Source organism: Kitasatospora sp. NPDC036934 (genome assembly GCF_055608425.1).
In genome coordinates, this window is record NZ_JBVJQR010000006.1 from 203,084 (window position 1) to 220,432 (window position 17,349).

The 17,349-nt window shown below is 70.1% G+C and carries 16 protein-coding genes; 4 read left to right on the forward strand and 12 right to left on the reverse strand.

Annotated elements, in window-relative coordinates:
* Positions 1-234: 234 nt before the first annotated feature.
* The 6 genes from ACZ7BZ_RS11550 to ACZ7BZ_RS11575 all read right to left on the reverse strand — a co-directional run bounded on the left by ACZ7BZ_RS11550 (position 235) and on the right by ACZ7BZ_RS11575 (position 7,450).
* Entirely contained in the window at positions 235-1,311 is a 1,077-nt protein-coding gene (locus tag ACZ7BZ_RS11550) for a polyprenyl synthetase family protein (protein WP_470358185.1), read from the reverse strand.
* 287 nt (positions 1,312-1,598) lie between these two features.
* Positions 1,599-2,990, reverse strand: coding sequence for a cytochrome P450 (locus tag ACZ7BZ_RS11555; RefSeq protein ID WP_470358186.1), 1,392 nt, complete (start codon positions 2,988-2,990; stop codon positions 1,599-1,601).
* Between the two features lie 63 nt (positions 2,991-3,053).
* Positions 3,054-4,130 (reverse strand): terpene synthase family protein, encoded by a 1,077-nt coding sequence (locus ACZ7BZ_RS11560; RefSeq protein WP_470358187.1) that lies wholly within the window; start codon positions 4,128-4,130, stop codon positions 3,054-3,056.
* Between the two features lie 39 nt (positions 4,131-4,169).
* The gene (locus ACZ7BZ_RS11565) at positions 4,170-4,724 is read right to left on the reverse strand and encodes a hypothetical protein (protein WP_470358188.1); all 555 of its coding nucleotides are present in this window, start codon (positions 4,722-4,724) and stop codon (positions 4,170-4,172) included.
* Positions 4,725-5,392: 668 nt separating this feature from the next.
* On the reverse strand, positions 5,393-6,895 hold the full coding sequence (locus tag ACZ7BZ_RS11570; RefSeq protein WP_470358189.1) for an MFS transporter: 1,503 nt from the start codon (positions 6,893-6,895) through the stop codon (positions 5,393-5,395).
* Positions 6,896-7,033: 138 nt separating this feature from the next.
* The gene (locus ACZ7BZ_RS11575) at positions 7,034-7,450 is read right to left on the reverse strand and encodes a PPOX class F420-dependent oxidoreductase (protein ID WP_470358190.1); all 417 of its coding nucleotides are present in this window, start codon (positions 7,448-7,450) and stop codon (positions 7,034-7,036) included.
* A gap of 79 nt (positions 7,451-7,529) precedes the next feature.
* On the opposite strand from ACZ7BZ_RS11575, the gene ACZ7BZ_RS11580 reads away from it, so the two are divergent.
* Positions 7,530-8,015, forward strand: a complete 486-nt coding sequence (locus ACZ7BZ_RS11580; RefSeq protein WP_470358191.1) for a hypothetical protein — start codon at positions 7,530-7,532, stop codon at positions 8,013-8,015.
* Here the strand turns inward: ACZ7BZ_RS11580 and ACZ7BZ_RS11585 are convergent.
* Positions 7,993-8,742, reverse strand: a complete 750-nt coding sequence (locus ACZ7BZ_RS11585; protein ID WP_470358192.1) for a transposase family protein — start codon at positions 8,740-8,742, stop codon at positions 7,993-7,995. The two genes, ACZ7BZ_RS11580 and ACZ7BZ_RS11585, sit on opposite strands and share 23 nt — an antisense overlap.
* Before the next feature lie 468 nt (positions 8,743-9,210).
* Here ACZ7BZ_RS11585 and ACZ7BZ_RS11590 point away from each other — a divergent pair, with 468 nt between their 5' ends.
* Positions 9,211-9,777 (forward strand): TetR/AcrR family transcriptional regulator, encoded by a 567-nt coding sequence (locus tag ACZ7BZ_RS11590; RefSeq protein WP_470358193.1) that lies wholly within the window; start codon positions 9,211-9,213, stop codon positions 9,775-9,777.
* A gap of 191 nt (positions 9,778-9,968) precedes the next feature.
* On the opposite strand, the gene ACZ7BZ_RS11595 is transcribed toward ACZ7BZ_RS11590, so the two are convergent.
* From ACZ7BZ_RS11595 to ACZ7BZ_RS11605, 3 genes are all read right to left on the reverse strand, one after another.
* Positions 9,969-10,643, reverse strand: a complete 675-nt coding sequence (locus tag ACZ7BZ_RS11595; RefSeq protein WP_470358194.1) for a CBS domain-containing protein — start codon at positions 10,641-10,643, stop codon at positions 9,969-9,971.
* A 60-nt stretch (positions 10,644-10,703) separates the two neighbouring features.
* Positions 10,704-11,150: a universal stress protein gene (locus ACZ7BZ_RS11600; RefSeq protein ID WP_470358195.1), complete on the reverse strand. Its 447-nt coding sequence runs from the start codon at positions 11,148-11,150 to the stop codon at positions 10,704-10,706.
* A 223-nt stretch (positions 11,151-11,373) separates the two neighbouring features.
* Entirely contained in the window at positions 11,374-11,559 is a 186-nt protein-coding gene (locus ACZ7BZ_RS11605) for a universal stress protein (RefSeq protein WP_470358196.1), read from the reverse strand.
* A gap of 315 nt (positions 11,560-11,874) precedes the next feature.
* On the opposite strand from ACZ7BZ_RS11605, the gene ACZ7BZ_RS11610 reads away from it, so the two are divergent.
* Positions 11,875-13,443, forward strand: coding sequence for an oleate hydratase (locus ACZ7BZ_RS11610; protein WP_470358197.1), 1,569 nt, complete (start codon positions 11,875-11,877; stop codon positions 13,441-13,443).
* On the forward strand, positions 13,329-13,895 hold the full coding sequence (locus ACZ7BZ_RS11615; protein ID WP_470358276.1) for a hypothetical protein: 567 nt from the start codon (positions 13,329-13,331) through the stop codon (positions 13,893-13,895). The genes ACZ7BZ_RS11610 and ACZ7BZ_RS11615 overlap by 115 nt, the downstream gene beginning before the upstream one ends.
* Before the next feature lie 300 nt (positions 13,896-14,195).
* Here ACZ7BZ_RS11615 and pflA read toward each other — a convergent pair whose 3' ends face one another.
* Positions 14,196-15,008 (reverse strand): pyruvate formate-lyase-activating protein, encoded by an 813-nt coding sequence (gene pflA, locus ACZ7BZ_RS11620; protein WP_470358198.1) that lies wholly within the window; start codon positions 15,006-15,008, stop codon positions 14,196-14,198.
* A gap of 75 nt (positions 15,009-15,083) precedes the next feature.
* Positions 15,084-17,348, reverse strand: a complete 2,265-nt coding sequence (gene pflB, locus ACZ7BZ_RS11625) for a formate C-acetyltransferase (protein ID WP_470358199.1) — start codon at positions 17,346-17,348, stop codon at positions 15,084-15,086.
* Position 17,349 lies beyond the last annotated feature (1 nt).

Consider the following 17,349-nt stretch of genomic DNA (forward strand, 5'->3'; position numbering starts at 1 on the left):
GACCACCGTGGCCGGCGGTCGCGGCCGCCGGCGCGAGCGATGTCATCGCGCAGGGCGGGCCAGGGCGTCGAGCCGCACCCGACGGTGCGTGCTCGCGGAACCGCGTCCCTGGCGGGTGCCGGGCCGGTTCTCCCCCGGTCGCCCCCGGCAGCGGGTTCCGGACGGGGTGGGCTCGCGAGGCGAGCGACGCGTCTGGCGGCGCCGGGATGGTGGCGACCCGCGCCGACGTGGTGCTCAGGTGGTCCGGAGCGTCGTGGTGGTGACGAAGATTTCGAGGGTCTTCCTGACCTCGTCCGGGAACGGGGACTCGTCCAGGACCCGCCGGGCACGCCGCACACGATCGGTGATCATCTGCTCCACCTTGTCGGCGGCGCCCGTGGTCCGCAGGATCCCGCGGACCGTCTCGGCACCTGCCTCGTCCAGGTCCGGGTCGCCGACCAGGGACCTCAGCACCCGCGCCTGCTCGGTGCCGGCGGCGTGGAGGGCGTGCGCCATCAGAGCGGTCGCCTTGCCCTCCCGCAGGTCGTCCAGGACCGACTTGCCGGTCTTGGACGGGTCGCCGAAGACGCCGAGGAGGTCGTCGCGCAATTGGAAGGCCTCGCCGATCGGAAGGGCGTAGGCGGTGAAGACGTCCAGCAGGGCCTGGTCCGCTCCGGCAAGGACCGCGCCGATGTGCAGCGGCCGCTCCACGGTGTACTTCGCCGTCTTGTAGCGGATCACGGCCAGCGACCGTTCGACGTCCTCGTTGGGCTTCCCGGTGGCCAGCAGGTCCAGGTACTGACCGATCATCACCTCGGTGCGCATGGCGTCCAGCAGCGGTCGGACGGCGACCAATCGCTCGTGGTCGATGCCGCTGGAGTGCAGCAGCTCGTCCGACCACACCATGACCAGGTCGCCGAGCAGGATCGCGCTATTGGTGCCGAACCGCTCGGCGGTCGTGGCGTCCGCACCCGTCTCCAGCGTCCGGTGGAGGGTCGGACGGCCACGCCGGGTGTCGGAGGCGTCCATCACGTCGTCGTGGATGAGGGTGAAGGCGTGGAAGAGTTCGAGCGAGGCCGCCGCGCCGATGACGGGCCCCACGTCGCCGTACCCGCCCGCCGCGTGCCAGCCCACCATGCACAAGAGCGGCCGGATGCGCTTGCCGCCGGCGGTCAGGAAGACACGCAGGTGCTCGATGAGCGAGACCAGGTGGGGTTGCCTGTCGCAGTTGGCGTCGAGGAAGGCGTTCAATCGCTCGTCGATCAGACCGCGCAGATGAACCGAGTCCAGGGCGTCGGCTCCCAGCTCGCGAAGGCTGGTGGTGGAGTTCATGTCGTTACTCCTGTTCGTCAAGACCACGTGGCCGCGTCCGCGAGGACGTGGCATGGGCGGGAAAGCGCCGAGAGGCATCACTTTCCGGCCGGGCGAAGGGGGGTCCCGGCGGTCGCCGGGCCGCACCGCAGGTGCGGGTCGCCGAGGGAGGGGCGAGCGGTGGGCGTTCGGGCCGCGCCGGATGGCATGCCCTCCGTACATGCGGGTTCACATGGTGGATGGCATGCCGGGCAGGGGTGGGCACGGTGCGGCGCCCGCCGGGCCCCTGTCGGTGGAACGGAACGGGTTCAGCTCGCGGCGGACTGCGGCTCGCGTGCCGGCTGCCGACGGGTCGGCACCACCGTGAGCTGGTCGGGACGCAGGCTCATCCGCACGAGGGCGCGCGTGGGGCGGGTGCCCGGGGCGCGGTCCAGCTTCCAGTACTGGGCCACGGTGGCCACGATGACCTGGGCCTCGGTGAGGGCGAACGCGTCACCGATGCACTTGCGGTTCCCGGCGCCGAAGGGCAGGTAGGCGCCCTTGCGCGGAGTGGTCGACATGGTGAGCCACCGGTCCGGCTCGAAGCCGTCGGGGGCGTCGAAGTAGCGGGCGTCCCGGTTCAGCAGGAAGGGGCTGTACGACAGCTCGGTGCCGGCCGGCACGGGCAGCCCGCCGAGCGTGGTGTCGACAGCGGCACGACGGCTGAGCAGCCAGGCCGGCGGGTAGAGGCGCAGACCCTCGGCGACGACGTTGCGGGTGTACGGCAGCTTCTTCAAGTCCTCGGCCGTCACCGGGCGGCCGGCCAGCACCTCGTCGAGCTCCGTGTGCAACGTGGCGGCGACCTGCGGGTTCTCGTGCAGCAGGTGGAAGATCCACGACATCAGGACGGCGGTGGTCTCCGCGCCTCCGAGGAGCAGGGTGATGGACTGGTCGTGCAGCTCCTGGTCGGTGAAGCGGTGCCCCTCCTCGTCGACCTCCGTCATCATCGTGCGCAACAGACCGCCGCCGTCGCCCGAGCGGCGGTAGCGGTCGATGGTCTCGTTCACCACCTGGTGCAGCTGCGCCTCCGCCCGCTTGTAGCGCTGGTTGCCGGGAGTGGGCAGGAAGGACAGCGCCGGCAGCGGGTTGAGCATGCGGAAGAACATGCCGTCGATCACGGTGTTCAGGGCCGTCGGGAGACCGTGGTGACCGCCCCGGCGTACCTCGCCCTCACCGGGCTCGGAGAAGAGGCAGCTCAGTGCCACGTCGGCGCTGAGGTTGCCCATCTGCATCAGGAGGTCGACGTTCTTGCCTTCCGGCCATTCATGAGCCGACGCGGCTGCCTGCTTCTGCATGATGCCGACGTACTCGGCGATGCGCGCAGGGTGGAAGGACGGCTGGATCAGGCGTCGCTGCTTGCGATGGACGAGGCCGTCGACCGTGACCAGCCCGTCTCCGAGGACCGTGCGCACGCGGTCCATCACGGGACCGCCCTTGACGAAGTCCTTGACCTTGTCGGTCAGCATCTCGTGGACCAGATCAGGGTGGCACGCGATGTACATGGGGGTCGGCCCCACCATGATCTTCACGAGATCGCCCTGTTCGGGCAGTGATCGGAGGAAGGTGAGCGGGTCGCTGCGCAGCTGATTCGCGTGCCCGAGCACGGGCAGGGCATTCGGTGCGCTGCCCTTCGTGTAGCTGCGGGTTTCCTGGCCTGTCACGGAACAAACCTCCATGCGGTTAGTGGCGAACTTGTGGACCTGTCGGACTTTGCGTCGCCGCTGTCACTTCTCCAACTGGTCCCACCACCAGGCGATCTGTGGAATCGGCAGGGGCGCAGGGTTGGCGTCAGCCGGCTCGTCGGCCCAGACCAGGCCGTAGCCACCGAAGTCCTGTTCTTCGCCGGTCTCCGGGTCGACGGGCGCGCAGTAACGGGTGGTGAAGTCCGCCCAGATGATGTGCCCGCGAATCCAGTAGCCGATCTCGTGGACGTATCGCCGCAGTTCCGGGCGGGCGGTCGCGGAGACCTGGTCACGCAGATTCAGATAAAGGGACATGATTCGGTCGCGCAGCGCGCGGACCTCGGCGACCGCTTCCGCGGGCGTGCATTGCCGGTCGCGCACCATGATGCTGATGGCGTTCTGGTCGAACAAGCCCTGGAGATTCTCCCGGTGAACGGAGATCAGGTCGTTGTCGAGACCGACGATGACGGATACGGCTTCGGAGGCGGCGCGCACCCGGGGATCGAGGCGTTCGGCCGCGGTCAGTTCGTAGCCGCCGCCGATCGGAGTGAGTGCGGTCAGCCAGGGGCCGGCCACATCGTTGCCACGCATGATCAGGTAGTCGCCCAGTTCGGGGAGTTCACCGAGGCTCTGGTTCGCACATTTCCACAGCACGCCGTCGAAGTAGCTGCAGAAACCCTGGCGCAGGTGCTCGAGCTGGCCCGGGGTCGACACGGTGGAGATGTGGTTCCAGAAGTCCTGGAAGGAGGAGAGGTACGCGTCTCCGGGCGGCACGACGGACTTGGGCGAGGCGAGGATGTGCTTGAGACGGCTGACGTGGACCGTCAGCGGTGCGGGCTGGTCCAGCCCCGGGATCACGTCGAGGTCGTCGTCCCAGGCCCCGCCCCAGTACATGACATAGGTGATGATCTCGGCGCACCGGTCGAGGACGTACGGCATGCAGTGTGCGGTGTACGAACCCGCATTCATGCGCGGCAGCCAGTCACCCTCCTTGCGGAACCCTTGCCGGAACATCCAGGCGACGGCGCCGGCATCTATTTCCTCCGGCTTGTCGTACACGGCGTCGGGCAAAGGGCAGAAAAAAGGTGGAACGCCAAGTGTGCGGCGCACGGTTGTCATGCCAAAAATCCCTTCGGGCAGGACTGAGCGGCAGGAATGTCACAGTAATTCTGGAGTGGCCCTCGGAATCAACCCGGAGCATTGGACGGCCTTGGGCGGGAGACCTTCATGGTCTTCTCCTTCTTTCGGACCGAACATGTTGAGGGAAAGCGGCGCAGGGCCACCGCTCAGGCGAGGATGTTCATCTGCGAGGACATCAGCCGGTACTGGCCGGAGGCGTAGTCGCAGGAGATGTAGGCCGTCCAGTAGTCGCCGCTGACCGCCGGCACGCTGGTCGGGTACGAGGGCCGTGGTTGTAGGCCATTGCCAGGTCTCGTAGCTGTCGATGCCGACGGCGTTCGGGTCCCGCTTGTAGAGGCCGATCCAGTCGTACTTGCCGACGTTGTTCGGCGGGGTCCAGTTGATCTGGATGCAGCCGCCGTTCTTCTCGGCCCAGGTCGTGGGCGAGTCGGCGTCCAGGATCGAGCTTTGCGCGCTCTGGACACCGGCGGGAACCGCCGCCGAGGCGGTGGCCGTGCCCGCGAGGGGCAGCGCGACGGCCGTCACCAGGGCCGCGACGGCCGCGGCGCGGACGCGGAGGGGAATACGGGACATGCGAGTCCTCCTGGGTCGTCCGCCAGCGGCCCCGTCCGGAAGCCACCGAGTCCGTGACCGGACCTGATATACGGTCGGGGATACTGGTAGACAAACGACCAACGACCTCGTCGGCACACAGTCAAAGCCCTGGTCAACACGGCCGCGGCACCCCGGGCAGCACCTGAGCCCGGCATCCCGGCAGACAATCGATGGACAACGGGCCGGCAACAAGGCGCGGCCGTCAGCGACGGCGGCGGGGAGCCCGCTCGGTGACCCGCTCCCCCAGCACGGCCCGACGGACGCGGCGGGGCGGAATCGGTGTGAATCCGCGGCACGAAGAGCCCGCCAGGCGAGCACGAAGGGGCAGGGCCGCTCATGCTGGTGGGCATGTCTCATCACCTCAGCGGTCCCAACATCCGCTCCCCCCGGACGACGCCCGCCTCGGCATGACGGACCTGTTCGCCTTCACCGTGCCCGGCGACCGGACCGTGCCGATCCTGAACGTCGACCCGACCGCCCCCGCAGCCCTGGGAGGACTGCGGGTGCCGTACTCGGCTTCCGCCATCAGTCGCTCAAGGGCGGCCCGACCAAGCAGCCCCCGGGGCGGCGTCCGGCCCCCGAGGGGCGCGGCACGGCCCCGGGGGCTGCTTGCGATTCAAGGATGGAGGGACTTCGTCGAGCAGGTGTCACATGGCGACGGCCTTCACCGCGTCGGGGGACTTCTCCCGAGCACCGGGACGGTACAGCGCGAAGGTCACGACGAGCCCGACGGCTGCGAGGCCGGCCGCCCACCAGTACGCGGTGGAGTAGCCGTGCAACGCCGCCCCGGCGATCACCTCGGGCGTGGCCTGCCGGCTGCTGAGATAGCTGCCCGCGGCGGTCGCCGCGAGCGTGTTGAGAACAGCGATCCCCAACGAACCACCGATCTGCTGCGAGGTGTTGACCGCCGCGGAGGCCACCCCGGCATCATCCTCGTGAACCCGGTAGGTGGCCAGGTCGATCGCCGGCGCGTAGACCAGGCCGAGACCGAGGCCCAGGACGAGCAGCGGCGGCAGAATGCCTCCCGTGTAGGTGCTGTCCAGATCCAGGCGGGTGAACCAGACCATGCCCACGCCCAGTAGCGCCATCCCGAGGGGAATCACGATCTTCGGCCCCACCCGGGGCATCAGGACCCCCACGGCCAGGGCGGAGGCAACGACCAGTGCGGCGGGGATGGGCAGGAAGGCGAGCCCCGCCTCGACCGGGGTGTACTTGAGCGTCTGCTGCATGTAGTAGGCGAGGAACAACGCGACCGCGTACATGCCTCCGGTGGCGACCAGAATGGCGATCTGGGAGGCGCCTCGATCCCTGTCGAGGAGGATGCGCAGGGGCAGCAGCGGCCCGGCCGTCGTCGACTGCCAGTACGCGAAGAGGGCGATCAGGGCGAGGCCTCCGACCAGCAGACCCCAGCTGGCGGGAGAACTCCACCCGCGCGACTCGGCGTTGGAGAACCCGTAGACCAGGCCGAAGAGCCCCAGGGTGACGAGTACCGCACCGGGGACGTCGAGCTTGGGGCGCTGCTCCGCCCGCGACTGACGCTCGATCAGCAGCAGACCGCCCAGGAGCGCCACCGCCGCGAACGCCAGGTTGATGTAGAGGGTCCAACGCCAGTTGAGGTACTCGGTCAGCAGGCCGCCGAGCAGGTTGCCGAGCGCGCCGCCGGCGCCCGCGATGGCACCGAAGATCGCGAAGGCCCGGCCCCGCTCCTTGACGTCGGTGAAGATGGTCGTCAGCAGGGAGAGGGCCGCCGGGGCCAGCAGGGCACCCGAGATGCCCTGGATCGCCCTGGCCAGCACCAGGAGTTCGAAGCTGCCGGCGGCTCCGCCGAGCGCCGAGGCGGCGGCGAACCCGATGACACCCGCGAGAAAGGCCTGCTTGCGGCCGAAGAGATCGGCGACACGCCCGCCGATCAGCAGCAGGCTGCCGAAGGTGAGTGCGTAGGCGGTGACGACCCACTGCCTGTCGTTGTCGGAGAAGCCCAGGTCGGCCTGGGCGGACGGCAGCGCGATGTTCACGATGGTGGCGTCCAGCATGATCATCAACTGGGCCAGGCCGATCACGGCCAGCGCCCACCAGCGCAGCGAGGACCGCGGGGACGGGGGTCCTGATTCGGGCGGGATGCCGGTGAACTCAGTGGTGGATGCCGACATGGCGGTGCCACTCCGTTCGAAATGGATTGACTAACTGGATGGTTAATATTCTGAGGCAAGGCTGCCCGAGATCTGACGGTCCGTCAACACGGCGTCGGCCGAAGAGCGATGGCCGGATGCGGCGGAGGTCCGCGAGGGTCACTCCGCGAGTCGGATCCGGATGCCCACCGCGCGGTACCCGGACCCCTTCAGTCGGCTGCCCAGCAAGCCGACCCGCGCGACGAGGCCGTACTTGCGCTTCATCAGGTCGAGGTAGTGGACGGTGTCCCGGTCGGCGGGCAACTCGGCGACACCGGGCACGGATTGCCCCTTCGGGACTCCCCGCCAGTTGCAGGGAGCGACGGTCACCCGGCCGCTGTTGCGGATCCGTTTGACCTTGCCGGCGTCGGCCGCGCTCCACACGGCCAGGCAGTCCCCGTCCCCCATCACCCACACCGGAGTGGGCACGGCCCGCCCGTCCCGGCGGAACGTCGTGAGAAGTACGTACCTGGATGCCGCCAGTCGTTCAACCGAACTGCCCGGCAAGGATGCTGAGGCGGATGGTGAGGTGGTCACCGCGATAGCATAACTGGTTAGTTAATTAACTGTCGCCGCGAACCGACGTGGCGCCCGTCCCCGAGACGAGGAGTGCTGCGTGCTGAACTTCGCCTTGGCCGTGCTCGCCGGATTCGCCCTGGGCACCCCGGCCGTACCCTTCGGCCTCTCCTCCCTCCCCCCGCCCGTCGCGCTCGTCGCCGTACTCCTCGGCGCGGCCGGATGCCTGCTGTCCGCCGTCTTCGCGGCCGGGTGGCTGCGTACCCGCTGGCTGCTCCGGCGCTCGAAGCGGCGGCCCGTCACCGCCGGGCCGCCGCCCGAGAACCGCCGCAACCGCCGGAACCGCCTTGACGGCCCCACCGGCCGACGGGCCCGGCGCCTGGTGAACCGGTACGGCGTGATCGGCTTCGGCATCATCGGGCCTGCGCTCTTCGGAACGTGGGGATCGGCCACGCTTGGCACGGCGCTGGGCCTGCCCCGGTGGCGGCTGATCGGCTGGCTGATGGCCGGAATCACCCTGTGGTGCACCGTCATGCTGCTCGCCTCCGAGGCAGTGAGCCTTTTCAGCGTTGATGCTCAAGGGTGAGGACGGCCTTTGCTGCTGCCGTGAGCCAGTTCGGACTGCAGCGAGCATGGTGGAAGATCCTCCAGCGCTTGAGCGTTGCAACGCCGCGTTCGACGGGGTAGCGAAGCCGCGCGTGAGCCCTGTTCACCGATCTCTGGCCGGCGGTGAGCTCGCCGCGAGGTGGGCGCCTGGTCGCCATGGCGAAGGTTCCGCCCGCGCCGGTGTACGCCATGTCGGCCAAGGCCGGGATGCGGAGTCGGATGCAGGTCTTCACGATGAGGTGGGTGCGCGCGGCGGTCAGGTCGTGGGTGCGGCCGGGCAGGGCGCGGGAGACCCACACCAGCTTGCCTTCCGGATCGGTGACGACCTGGAGGTTCACGCCGTGGCGGCGGTGCTTGCCGGAGTAGTCGGCGCGGCCGTCCCCGACGCGGTCGCACTCCGCGAGGGTGCCGTCGACCAGCACGTACTCCGGGTCGGCGTCGCGCAGGGCCCGGGTCAGACCGGGTGCCTTCCGGGCGAGCAGGTCGGTGACCTGGCGGACGTACGCGTGGGCGGTGCCGACGCTGATCCGGAAGCCGGCGGCGATCTGGGCGAGGGTGTCGTGCTTGCGCAGGTACACGAGCGCGACCAGCGCCCGCTGGGAGGGCCGGAGCTTGCACCGTCGGTCACCCTCCCGGGTGACGATCAGCATGGTCACCCACTCAACGAGGGCATGCGGCAGGTCCAGTGCGGCAGGATAGGTGACCAACGAGGCTCCCTGGCTGGTTGCTTGAGACGTGAGACATCTCGCTCAACCGTCCGGGGGCCTCGTTCGTTGTGGCCTCACGCTTACCGCTCGACCGTCACCCGATCGGTGCCCGCCCTGAAAAGGCTCAGTGATCGACGCATTCGGACTGCGGTGACGACACACGCTGCACACCGGTCCCTGATCGCGAGGAGCACGTCGCCGCGGCCCCCGGCCTGCCTCGTCGTGGGTCCGCGCATCGCGCCGACCGTCGGCCCGGTCATCGCCGGGCGGTGGCAACTCACCGTTCCGGCGGAGCACTTCTCCCCCTCACCGGTTCACCCGGAGCAAGACCACCGACGGACTCCCGAACGAATCGCCTCATGTCTCAAACGATTCCACCGTGGTTCCAGCGGCGAACGCGCTCACCTGGCGAGGGCACCGGGTCCTACGCCCCGGCAAGATCCAGTAGGCGCTGTTAGCATGACCCCCATGTCCCGAGCCGAGGCCACGAAGGCGCGCATTCTTCACGCAGCGACCCAGGAGTTCGCGGCGTACGGGATCGCGGGAGCCCGCGTCGACCGGATCGCCAAGGTCGCCTCGGCGAACAAGAATCTCATCTACGTCTACTTCTGCAACAAGGACGGGCTCTTCGACGCCGTCTTCGACGCACACCTCGGGCGCGGCCTCGACATGGTGCCCTTCACACCTGACGACCTGCCGGGCTACGCCGGGCGGCTGTTCGACTTCTACCAGAAGCACCCCGAGGTGCTCCGCCTGGCGACCTGGCACCGACTGGAACGCGGCACTGCCGTGGAACGGGACCCTGCCGTCGCCAAGCAGACCCACGACGACAAGATCGCCTCCTTGGAAGCGGCTCGGAAGGGCGGAGTGGGCACACCGGGCTTCGCCCCGGCCACACTTCTCACCCTCGTCCTGGCCATCGCCTCGGCCTGGAGCCCGACGAATGCCGCGAGCATGCCGGCGACGACTGTCCTGACGTCGGACCCGGAGGACTGCCGGAACGCGATCATGGAGGCCGTGCGGCGCCTCCTGTGAGGGTCGCCGTGCGGACGGCGAGGGCGAAGCCGCCCTCGGCGACTCCTCCGTCGTTCACGGCTTCGCCGAGGCTGCCTGAGCGGGGCCCGGCGTCAGGCCTTCGTGTCCGGGTGCGAACGGTACCGGTCGGCCGCCGTCGGAGTCCTCGACGGCGGCCGGTGCGGGATCCCGCGGGTGGTTGGGGCGGGGAGTCAGCCGGCCCGGTTCAGGGCGGTGGTGGCCGTCGTGCGGTGGTCGAGGTGGCTGGTGACGTCGACGACGCCGTCCACGCCACGGCACAGGCGCTCGACCACCGCCGCCTGGCCGCCGTCGCCGAGCGCGCCGGTGAGGGTCACGCGGCCGTCCTGCACCCGGACGGTCACGGTGTCCGGGTCGATGCCCAGGACGCGGCGCAGGACCTCGGCCCGGATCTCCTCGCGGATCGCTGCGTCGTGGCGTAGGAACACGCGGAGCAGGTCGCTGCGGCTGACGATGCCCACCAGGCGGCCTGCCTCGTCGACGACGGGCAGGCGCTTGACGCGCTCGCTCTGCATCAGGCGGGCCGCTTCGACGACCGTCCACTCCGGGCGCGCGCACACGGCCGGGGCGGTCATGAGGCCCACGGCGGTGCTCGCCCGGCTGCGGGCGCGCTCGCGGGGCGGCAGGTCCGGGGTGAGCAGCAGCCCGGCGGGGTCCTCCTGGGCCGCTTCGTTGAGCAGCAGGTCGGCTTCGGAGACCAGGCCGAGCGGCCGGTCCTCGTGGTCCAGGACGGGCACGGCGGTGATGTCGTGCTCGGCGAGCAGCCGGACGATCTCCTTGAAACCGGTGTCGGGCCGTACGTGCACGACGGCCGGGGTCATCAGTTCTCCCACGATCCGGTGTCGCATGGTCGGTTCGCTCCTTTCCGATCGGCGGCACGGCCGCGCGTCGGGTGCTGGGTGTACGGGTCAGTCGTTCCGGTGGCGGACCACGACGACGGGGCAGGACGCGTGCTGGACGCAGTGCTGGCCGACCGAGCCGAGCAGGGCTCCGGCGAAGCCTCCGTGGCCCCGGCTGCCGACGACCAGGAGGGCGGCGCCGCGGGCCGCGTCCAGCAGGCACGCCGCGGCGCCGCCCTCCTGCACCCGGGTCCTGATCTCGACCGGGGCGTCGGAGGCGGTCGCCTCCGTGACGCTGTCGTCGAGGATCTTCCGCGCGATGCCCGGGAGATCCTCGTAGGCCTCGATCGGCACCGTCCAGCCGGTGGCCACCGGGTGCTGCCACGCGATCAGGGCCTCCACCACGGCACCCTGTATGCGGGCCTGGCCGACGGCCCATCGGAGTGCGTCGACTGATGCCGGCGATCCGTCGACACCGACCACGATCCGCTGCTCCGGTCCGGTCTGCTCGCCCATGTGTCCTCTCCTTCGTGTTCTCGTTGGTCTCAACCATCGGCACTGCTGGCGGAGTTGCGAAGGACCGAACGGGTCCCGGAGGCCGGGACCTTCAGCCCGGCCCTGGCCCGGCACAGGGAACGTGAGTTCTCTGCCGAGCGCGATGCCGTGCGGTGCGGTCGTGGGCCTGCCGGTCCCGCCCGGACCGTGTGAGCGGCCGAGGCCGGGATCCACGCCATGCCCCTCAGCGCCCCTTGCACGGGGGGACGACGATCAGCGGGCACTCCGCGTGCTCGACGAGGGCATGGCTCACCGACCCGAGGATCAGGCCCCGGAAGCCGCCGAGGCCACGCGAGCCGACGACGAGACACAGGGCCCGAGCAGGAAGACGGGCGCGGGCACGGCGGGGGTCGGTCCGCGACTGTTCCATGGGTCTCCTCCTCGGGCCCTGCGGTCGGTGTCCGCCCGGTCAACCGTTCCTTCGCGCACGCTGTTCGGCAGGATCCACGTCGCCCCGCGGCAGGGCCCGAAGGTCCCGGTCCGCCGGTCCCGCGAACCCGGGATGCCACCGGGACCGTCGTTCCGCCACCGGTGACCAACGGCCCAACGACCCGCCGGCCGGCCCGGGAGCAAGCTGTCGTCCGCACCCCCGATCGATGGACTCGATCGCCCGGCACCAACCGCCGGGATCGCTGCTCATCCAGCCCGATGGCAGTTCAGTGCACGACAGTCGAGGAGACCTCCGATGCCCAAGGCCCACCTGGTCGGAGGCGGCATCGCCGCCCTGTCCGCAGCAACGTTCCTCATCCGGGACGCGGGTTTCGCCGGCCGCGACATCCACCTCTACGAGGGCCAGGACGAGGTCGGCGGCAGCCTGGACGCGGGCGGTACGCCCGAGACGGGGTACACGATGCGCGGCGGCCGGATGTTCGAGGCCCAGTTCCGCTGCACGTACGACCTGCTATCCGGCATTCCGTCGCTGGACGACCCGTCGAAGTCGGCCACCCAGGACATCCTCGACTCGCACGACGAGTCCCCCTGGGACGACACCGCCCGGCTGGTGCGGGCGGGCGGCGAGATCTGCGACGGACACGCCATGGGCTTCTCCGAACGTCACCGGCTCGAACTGGTCAAGTGCCTGGCCACGCCCGAGCGGATGCTGGACGGCAAGCGCATCACGGACTGCTTCGACGCGGGGTTCTTCACCACCGACTTCTGGTACATGTGGTGCACCACCTTCGCGTTCGAACCCTGGCACAGCGCCATCGAGTTCCGGCGCTACCTCAAGCGCTTCGTCCACCTCTTCCCGGAGTTCCAGACGATGTCCGGGATCTACCGGACCCGCTACAACCAGTACGACTCGATCGTCCGCCCGCTCACCGCCTGGCTCCTGGAGCAGGGAGTCCACCTCCACACCGGCCGCCGGGTCGCAGACCTGGCCTTCCGGCGCGGACCGGGAACGAGTGTCGAGCGCATCCACTTCACCGGCGCGCACGCCGACATCCCGGTCGCCGGGGACGACCTCGTGTTCGTCACCAACGGATCGATGACCGCCGACTCCGTCCTCGGCTCCCACACCGCCCCGCCGGCGAGCCCGAACACCTCCCTCAGCCCCGACTCCTTCCTGCTGTGGCACCGGATCGCCCGTGGCCGCGACGACTTCGGCAACCCCGCTGTCTTCGACCACCACCCGGACGAATCCACCTGGGAGTCCTTCACCGTCACCGCCAAGGACCCCGCCTTCCTCGACTGGATGGAGAAGTTCACCGGCCGCCCGACGGGCCGCGGCGGCCTGCTCACCCTCACCGACTCCCCGTGGCTGCTCACCGTCGTCGTCAACCGCCAGCCGGTCTACCAGCAGCAGCCCGAGGACGTATCCGTGTGGTGGGGCTACGGCCTCTTCCCCGACAGGCCCGGCACCTTCGTCAAGAAGCCGATGCGGGAGTGCAGTGGCGCGGAGATCCTCCAGGAGGTCCTCCAGCACCTGGCCGTGGCCCCCGACACCGCCGAGAAGATCGCCGAGGCCTCGACCGCCATCCCCTGTCTGATGCCCTACATCACCAGCCAGTTCCTCGCGCGCAGCCACGGCGACCGGCCGCGGGTGGTCCCGAAGGGATCCACCAACCTCGCCTTCATCGGCCAGTACGCCGAGGTCCCCGACGACGTCGTCTTCACCGTCGAGTACTCCGTACGCACCGCCTGGGCCGCCGTGGCCGAACTCCTCGGCCTCAAGCGGCAGCCTCCGGCCGTCCACAAGGGCCACCACGACCCGCACGTCATGGCCCAGGCCCTGCACACCATGCACCGCAAGTAGCCCTCGACAAGACGTTCGGCCTCGGCTACGCCACCGGAGAGGCCGGCTCCTGGCTCAACGGCGGCTCCCCGACGAAGGGCTTCCTCAGCCACGTCTCGGCCGGTCCGCTCCAGTCCACCTTCCACGCCTGGGCCGGGCAGGCCTGGGCCGACTGGCTGTTCATGCTCGGCCTGCTCGGCATCGGCGTCGCGTTCGTCGGCGGCGTCGGGATGCGCGCCGCCGCCGGTGGCGGCACCCTGCTCCTGGCCCTGATGTGGGCCGCCGAGTGGCCACCCGCCCGCCATCTCGCCAACGGCACCGCCAGCGGCTCCAGCAACCCCGTCGTCGACTACCACGTCGTCTACGCGCTGCTGCTCCTCGCGCTGGCCGCCGTCGGCGCCGGCGACATCTGGGGGCTGGGACGCCGCTGGGCTGCCCTCCCGATCGTCCGCAAGCACGCCTGGCTCCGCTGAGACCCCACCGCCGTCCCGGAAGCACGCACGCCGAGGCCCCGCTGCCGGAGCCGGCGGCACCGACCCCTCCACGGGGGAAGGTGCCGTCGGCTCTCGGTTTTCCGGTTCAGCGCGCCCCTGATCCCCGACACCACACCGGCAGACATCGCTGCCGGCTGGGGCAGCCAGACCAAGGCCGGCACCCCCTGTCGGGCCGCGGCGCCCACCCGCCACGGCACTTCGACTCCAAACACGCGAGAGCGAGGCTTCCCGTCAGGGAGCCTCGCTCTCGTGCGATGCGTCCGCGTCCGGCCAGGGCCGTCAGACGGTGTGCAGGCCGTGGGCCTCGAACACGGCACGCGCCTTCGCCGTCTGACCGCCGGTGGGCACTGGGGTGTCCGCCAGCGTGCACTCCAGGCCCAGCGCACGCCACTTCGCCATGCCGAGCTTGTGGAACGGGAGGACATCGACCCTGGTGACGTTGCCCAGCGAGGCGGCGAAGGCGGCGACCCCCTCGACGTTCTCGACGGGGTCCGTCAGGCCGGGGACCAGGACGAAGCGGACCCAGACCTCCTTGCCGAGATCCGCCAGGCGGCGGGCGAAGTCCACGGTGGGGGCCAGCTCCCGCCCGGTCAGGTGCCGGTAGAGCGCGCGGTCCCACGACTTGACGTCGAGCAGGACGAGGTCGGTGTCGGCGAGCAGCGCGTCGGTGGCGCGGGTGCCCAGGAAGCCGGAGGTGTCCAGCGCGGTGTGCAGCCCGAGGTCGTGCTTGAAGCGGTGCAGCAACTCGCCGGTGAAAACGGGCTGAAGCAGCGGCTCGCCACCGCTGACGGTGGCGCCGCCGCCGGAGGCGCGGATGAACTCGACGCACTTGGCCGCCTCGCTGACGATCTCGCCCGCGCGGATGCGTCGCCCGTCCCGCAGGTGCCAGGTGTCGGGGTTGTGGCAGTACAGGCAGCGCAGCGGGCACCCGGCCAGGAAGGCGACGAAGCGGGTGCCGGGGCCGTCGACGCCGGTGGACAGGTCCCAGGAGTGGAACATTCCGCCGGCCGGGCGCCTGGTGGCGACGGCGGCCGGTGTCGCGGCTGGCGCGGATCGACTCGGCAGGTGGACGGGCAGGATGGGATCGGGCATGGGAATCTCCCGGTGAAGCGCGGTGCCGGCGCCCTTGGTCGGGGAGGCGCCGGCACCGCGAGCGGGGGGTGAGGGCTACAAGGCGTCGTGGAAGGTGCGGCCGATCACGTCGAGTTGCTGCTCGCGGGTGAGGCGGACGAAGTTGACCGCGTAGCCGCTGACCCGGATGGTGAGCTGCGGGTACTTCTCGGGGCGGTCCATGGCGTCCAGCAGGGTGTCCCGGTCGAGGACGTTGACGTTCATGTGGAAGCCGCGGCAGGTGGTGTAGCCGTCCAGGACGCCGACCAGGTTGCGCACCCGTTCCTCGGGGGTGCGGCCGAGCGCGTCCGGGGTGACGGTGTTGGTGAGCGAGATGCCGTCCTCGGCGTGGTCGTACGGCAGTTTCGCGACGGACAGCGCGCTCGCGACGTAGCCGTGGGCGTCGCGCCCGTTCATCGGGTTGGCGCCAGGGGAGAACGGCTCGCCGGCCCGCCGTCCGTCCGGGGTGTTGCCGGTCTTCTTGCCGTAGACGACGTTGGAGGTGATGGTCAGGACGGACTGGGTGTGCTCGGCGCCCCGATAGGTGGGGTGCTTGCGCACCTTCGCCATGAAGTCCTCGACCAGCCGGACCGCGATCTCGTCCGCCCGGTCGTCGTTGTTGCCGTACGCCGGGTAGTCGCCGTCGACCAGGTAGTCGGTGACCAGGCCGGTCTCGTCCCGCACCGGCCTGACCTCGGCGTACCTGATCGCGGACAGCGAGTCGGCGGCCACCGCGAGTCCGGCGATGCCGCAGGCCATGGTGCGCCGGACGTCCCGGTCGTGCAGGGCCATCTCGATCCGCTCGTAGGCGTACCTGTCATGCATGTAGTGGATGACGTTCAGGGCGTGGACGTACGTCCCGGCGAGCCACTCCAGCTGCTCGTCGAAGCGAGCCAGCACCTCGCCGTAGTCGAGGACGGCCCCGCCGACCGGTGTGGTGGCCGGGCCGACCTGGGCGCCGGAGAGTTCGTCCCGGCCGCCGTTGATCGCGTAGAGGAGGGTCTTGGCGAGGTTGACCCGCGCGCCGAAGAACTGCATCTGCCGGCCGACCTCCATCGCGGACACGCAGCAGGCGATCGCGGTGTCGTCGCCGAAGCGCGGGCGCATCAGCTCGTCCGACTCGTACTGCAGCGAGGAGGTGTCGATCGACACCCGGACGCAGAACTCCTTGAATCCCTGCGGGAGCCGGGGCGACCAGAAGACGGTCAGGTTCGGCTCGGGGGCCGGGCCCAGGTTGTAGAGGGTCTGCAGGTAGCGGAAGGACGTCCGGGTGACCAGCGTCCGCCCGTTCGCGCCCATGCCGCCGATCGACTCGGTCACCCAGGTCGGGTCCCCGGAGAACAGCTCGTCGTACTCGGGGGTGCGCAGGAAGCGGACGATCCGCAGCTTGATGATGAAGTCGTCCACCAGTTCCTGGGCCTGGCGTTCCGTCAGCAATCCACCGGCCAGGTCGCGCTGGAGGTATATGTCGAGGAAGGTGGAGGTGCGGCCGAGCGACATCGCCGCGCCGTTCTGCTCCTTGACCGCCGCCAGGTAGGCGAAGTAGAGCCACTGGATCGCCTCGCGGGCGGTCGCCGCCGGGTCAGAGATGTCGTAGCCGTAGCCGTCGGCCATCTGTTTCAGCTCGCCCAACGCCCGGATCTGCTCGGCGAGTTCCTCGCGCTCGCGGATGGTCTCCTCGATCCGCGTCGGGTCGGTGGGTGGCGCGTCCAGTTCGGCCTTCTCGGCGAGCTTGGCCTCGATCAGCCGGTCCACGCCGTAGAGGGCGACGCGGCGGTAGTCGCCGATGATCCGGCCTCGCCCGTAGGCGTCCGGCAGTCCGGTGATGACGCCTGCCTTGCGGGCGGCGAGGATCTCGGGGGTGTAGGCGTCGAAGACGCCGTCGTTGTGGGTCTTGCGGTACTCGGTGAAGACTTTCTCCAGCTGCGGGTCGACCGGGTAGCCGTAGGTCCGCAGCGCGCCGGCGACCATCCGCCAGCCGCCGCTCGGCATGATCGCGCGCTTGAGCGGTGCGTCGGTCTGCAGGCCGACGATCAACTCCCGCTCCCGGTCGATGTATCCGGGCGCGTGCGCGGTGATGCTCGACGGGACGTCGTACGCGATGTCGAGGACCCCCTTGGCGCGCTCCTCGGGGAAGCGGGCGGTGATCTGCCGCCACATCTCGGCGGTCCGCTCGGTGGGCCCGGCCAGGAAGGCGGCGTCGCCCTCGTACGGGGTGTAGTTGTGCTGGATGAAGTCGCGGACGTCGATGGCGTCCCGCCAGAGTCCGCCCTTGAAGCCGTCCCAGGCGCTCGTGGTGCGTTCCTGCTGCGAGGTGGTCATG

Excerpts from the sequence above, each read along its gene's own strand:
- ACZ7BZ_RS11590 (WP_470358193.1), top strand. The coding sequence starts at position 9,211 with ATGTCCCGAGCCGAGGCCACGAAGGCGCGCATTCTTCACGCAGCGACC.
- ACZ7BZ_RS11610 (WP_470358197.1), top strand. The coding sequence starts at position 11,875 with ATGCCCAAGGCCCACCTGGTCGGAGGCGGCATCGCCGCCCTGTCCGCA.
- ACZ7BZ_RS11570 (WP_470358189.1), bottom strand. The coding sequence starts at position 6,895 with ATGTCGGCATCCACCACTGAGTTCACCGGCATCCCGCCCGAATCAGGA.
- ACZ7BZ_RS11565 (WP_470358188.1), bottom strand. The coding sequence starts at position 4,724 with ATGTCCCGTATTCCCCTCCGCGTCCGCGCCGCGGCCGTCGCGGCCCTG.
- pflA (WP_470358198.1), bottom strand. The coding sequence starts at position 15,008 with ATGCCCGATCCCATCCTGCCCGTCCACCTGCCGAGTCGATCCGCGCCA.
- ACZ7BZ_RS11560 (WP_470358187.1), bottom strand. The coding sequence starts at position 4,130 with ATGACAACCGTGCGCCGCACACTTGGCGTTCCACCTTTTTTCTGCCCT.
- ACZ7BZ_RS11550 (WP_470358185.1), bottom strand. The coding sequence starts at position 1,311 with ATGAACTCCACCACCAGCCTTCGCGAGCTGGGAGCCGACGCCCTGGAC.
- ACZ7BZ_RS11600 (WP_470358195.1), bottom strand. The coding sequence starts at position 11,150 with ATGGGCGAGCAGACCGGACCGGAGCAGCGGATCGTGGTCGGTGTCGAC.
- ACZ7BZ_RS11605 (WP_470358196.1), bottom strand. The coding sequence starts at position 11,559 with ATGGAACAGTCGCGGACCGACCCCCGCCGTGCCCGCGCCCGTCTTCCT.
- ACZ7BZ_RS11595 (WP_470358194.1), bottom strand. The coding sequence starts at position 10,643 with ATGCGACACCGGATCGTGGGAGAACTGATGACCCCGGCCGTCGTGCAC.
- pflB (WP_470358199.1), bottom strand. The coding sequence starts at position 17,348 with ATGACCACCTCGCAGCAGGAACGCACCACGAGCGCCTGGGACGGCTTC.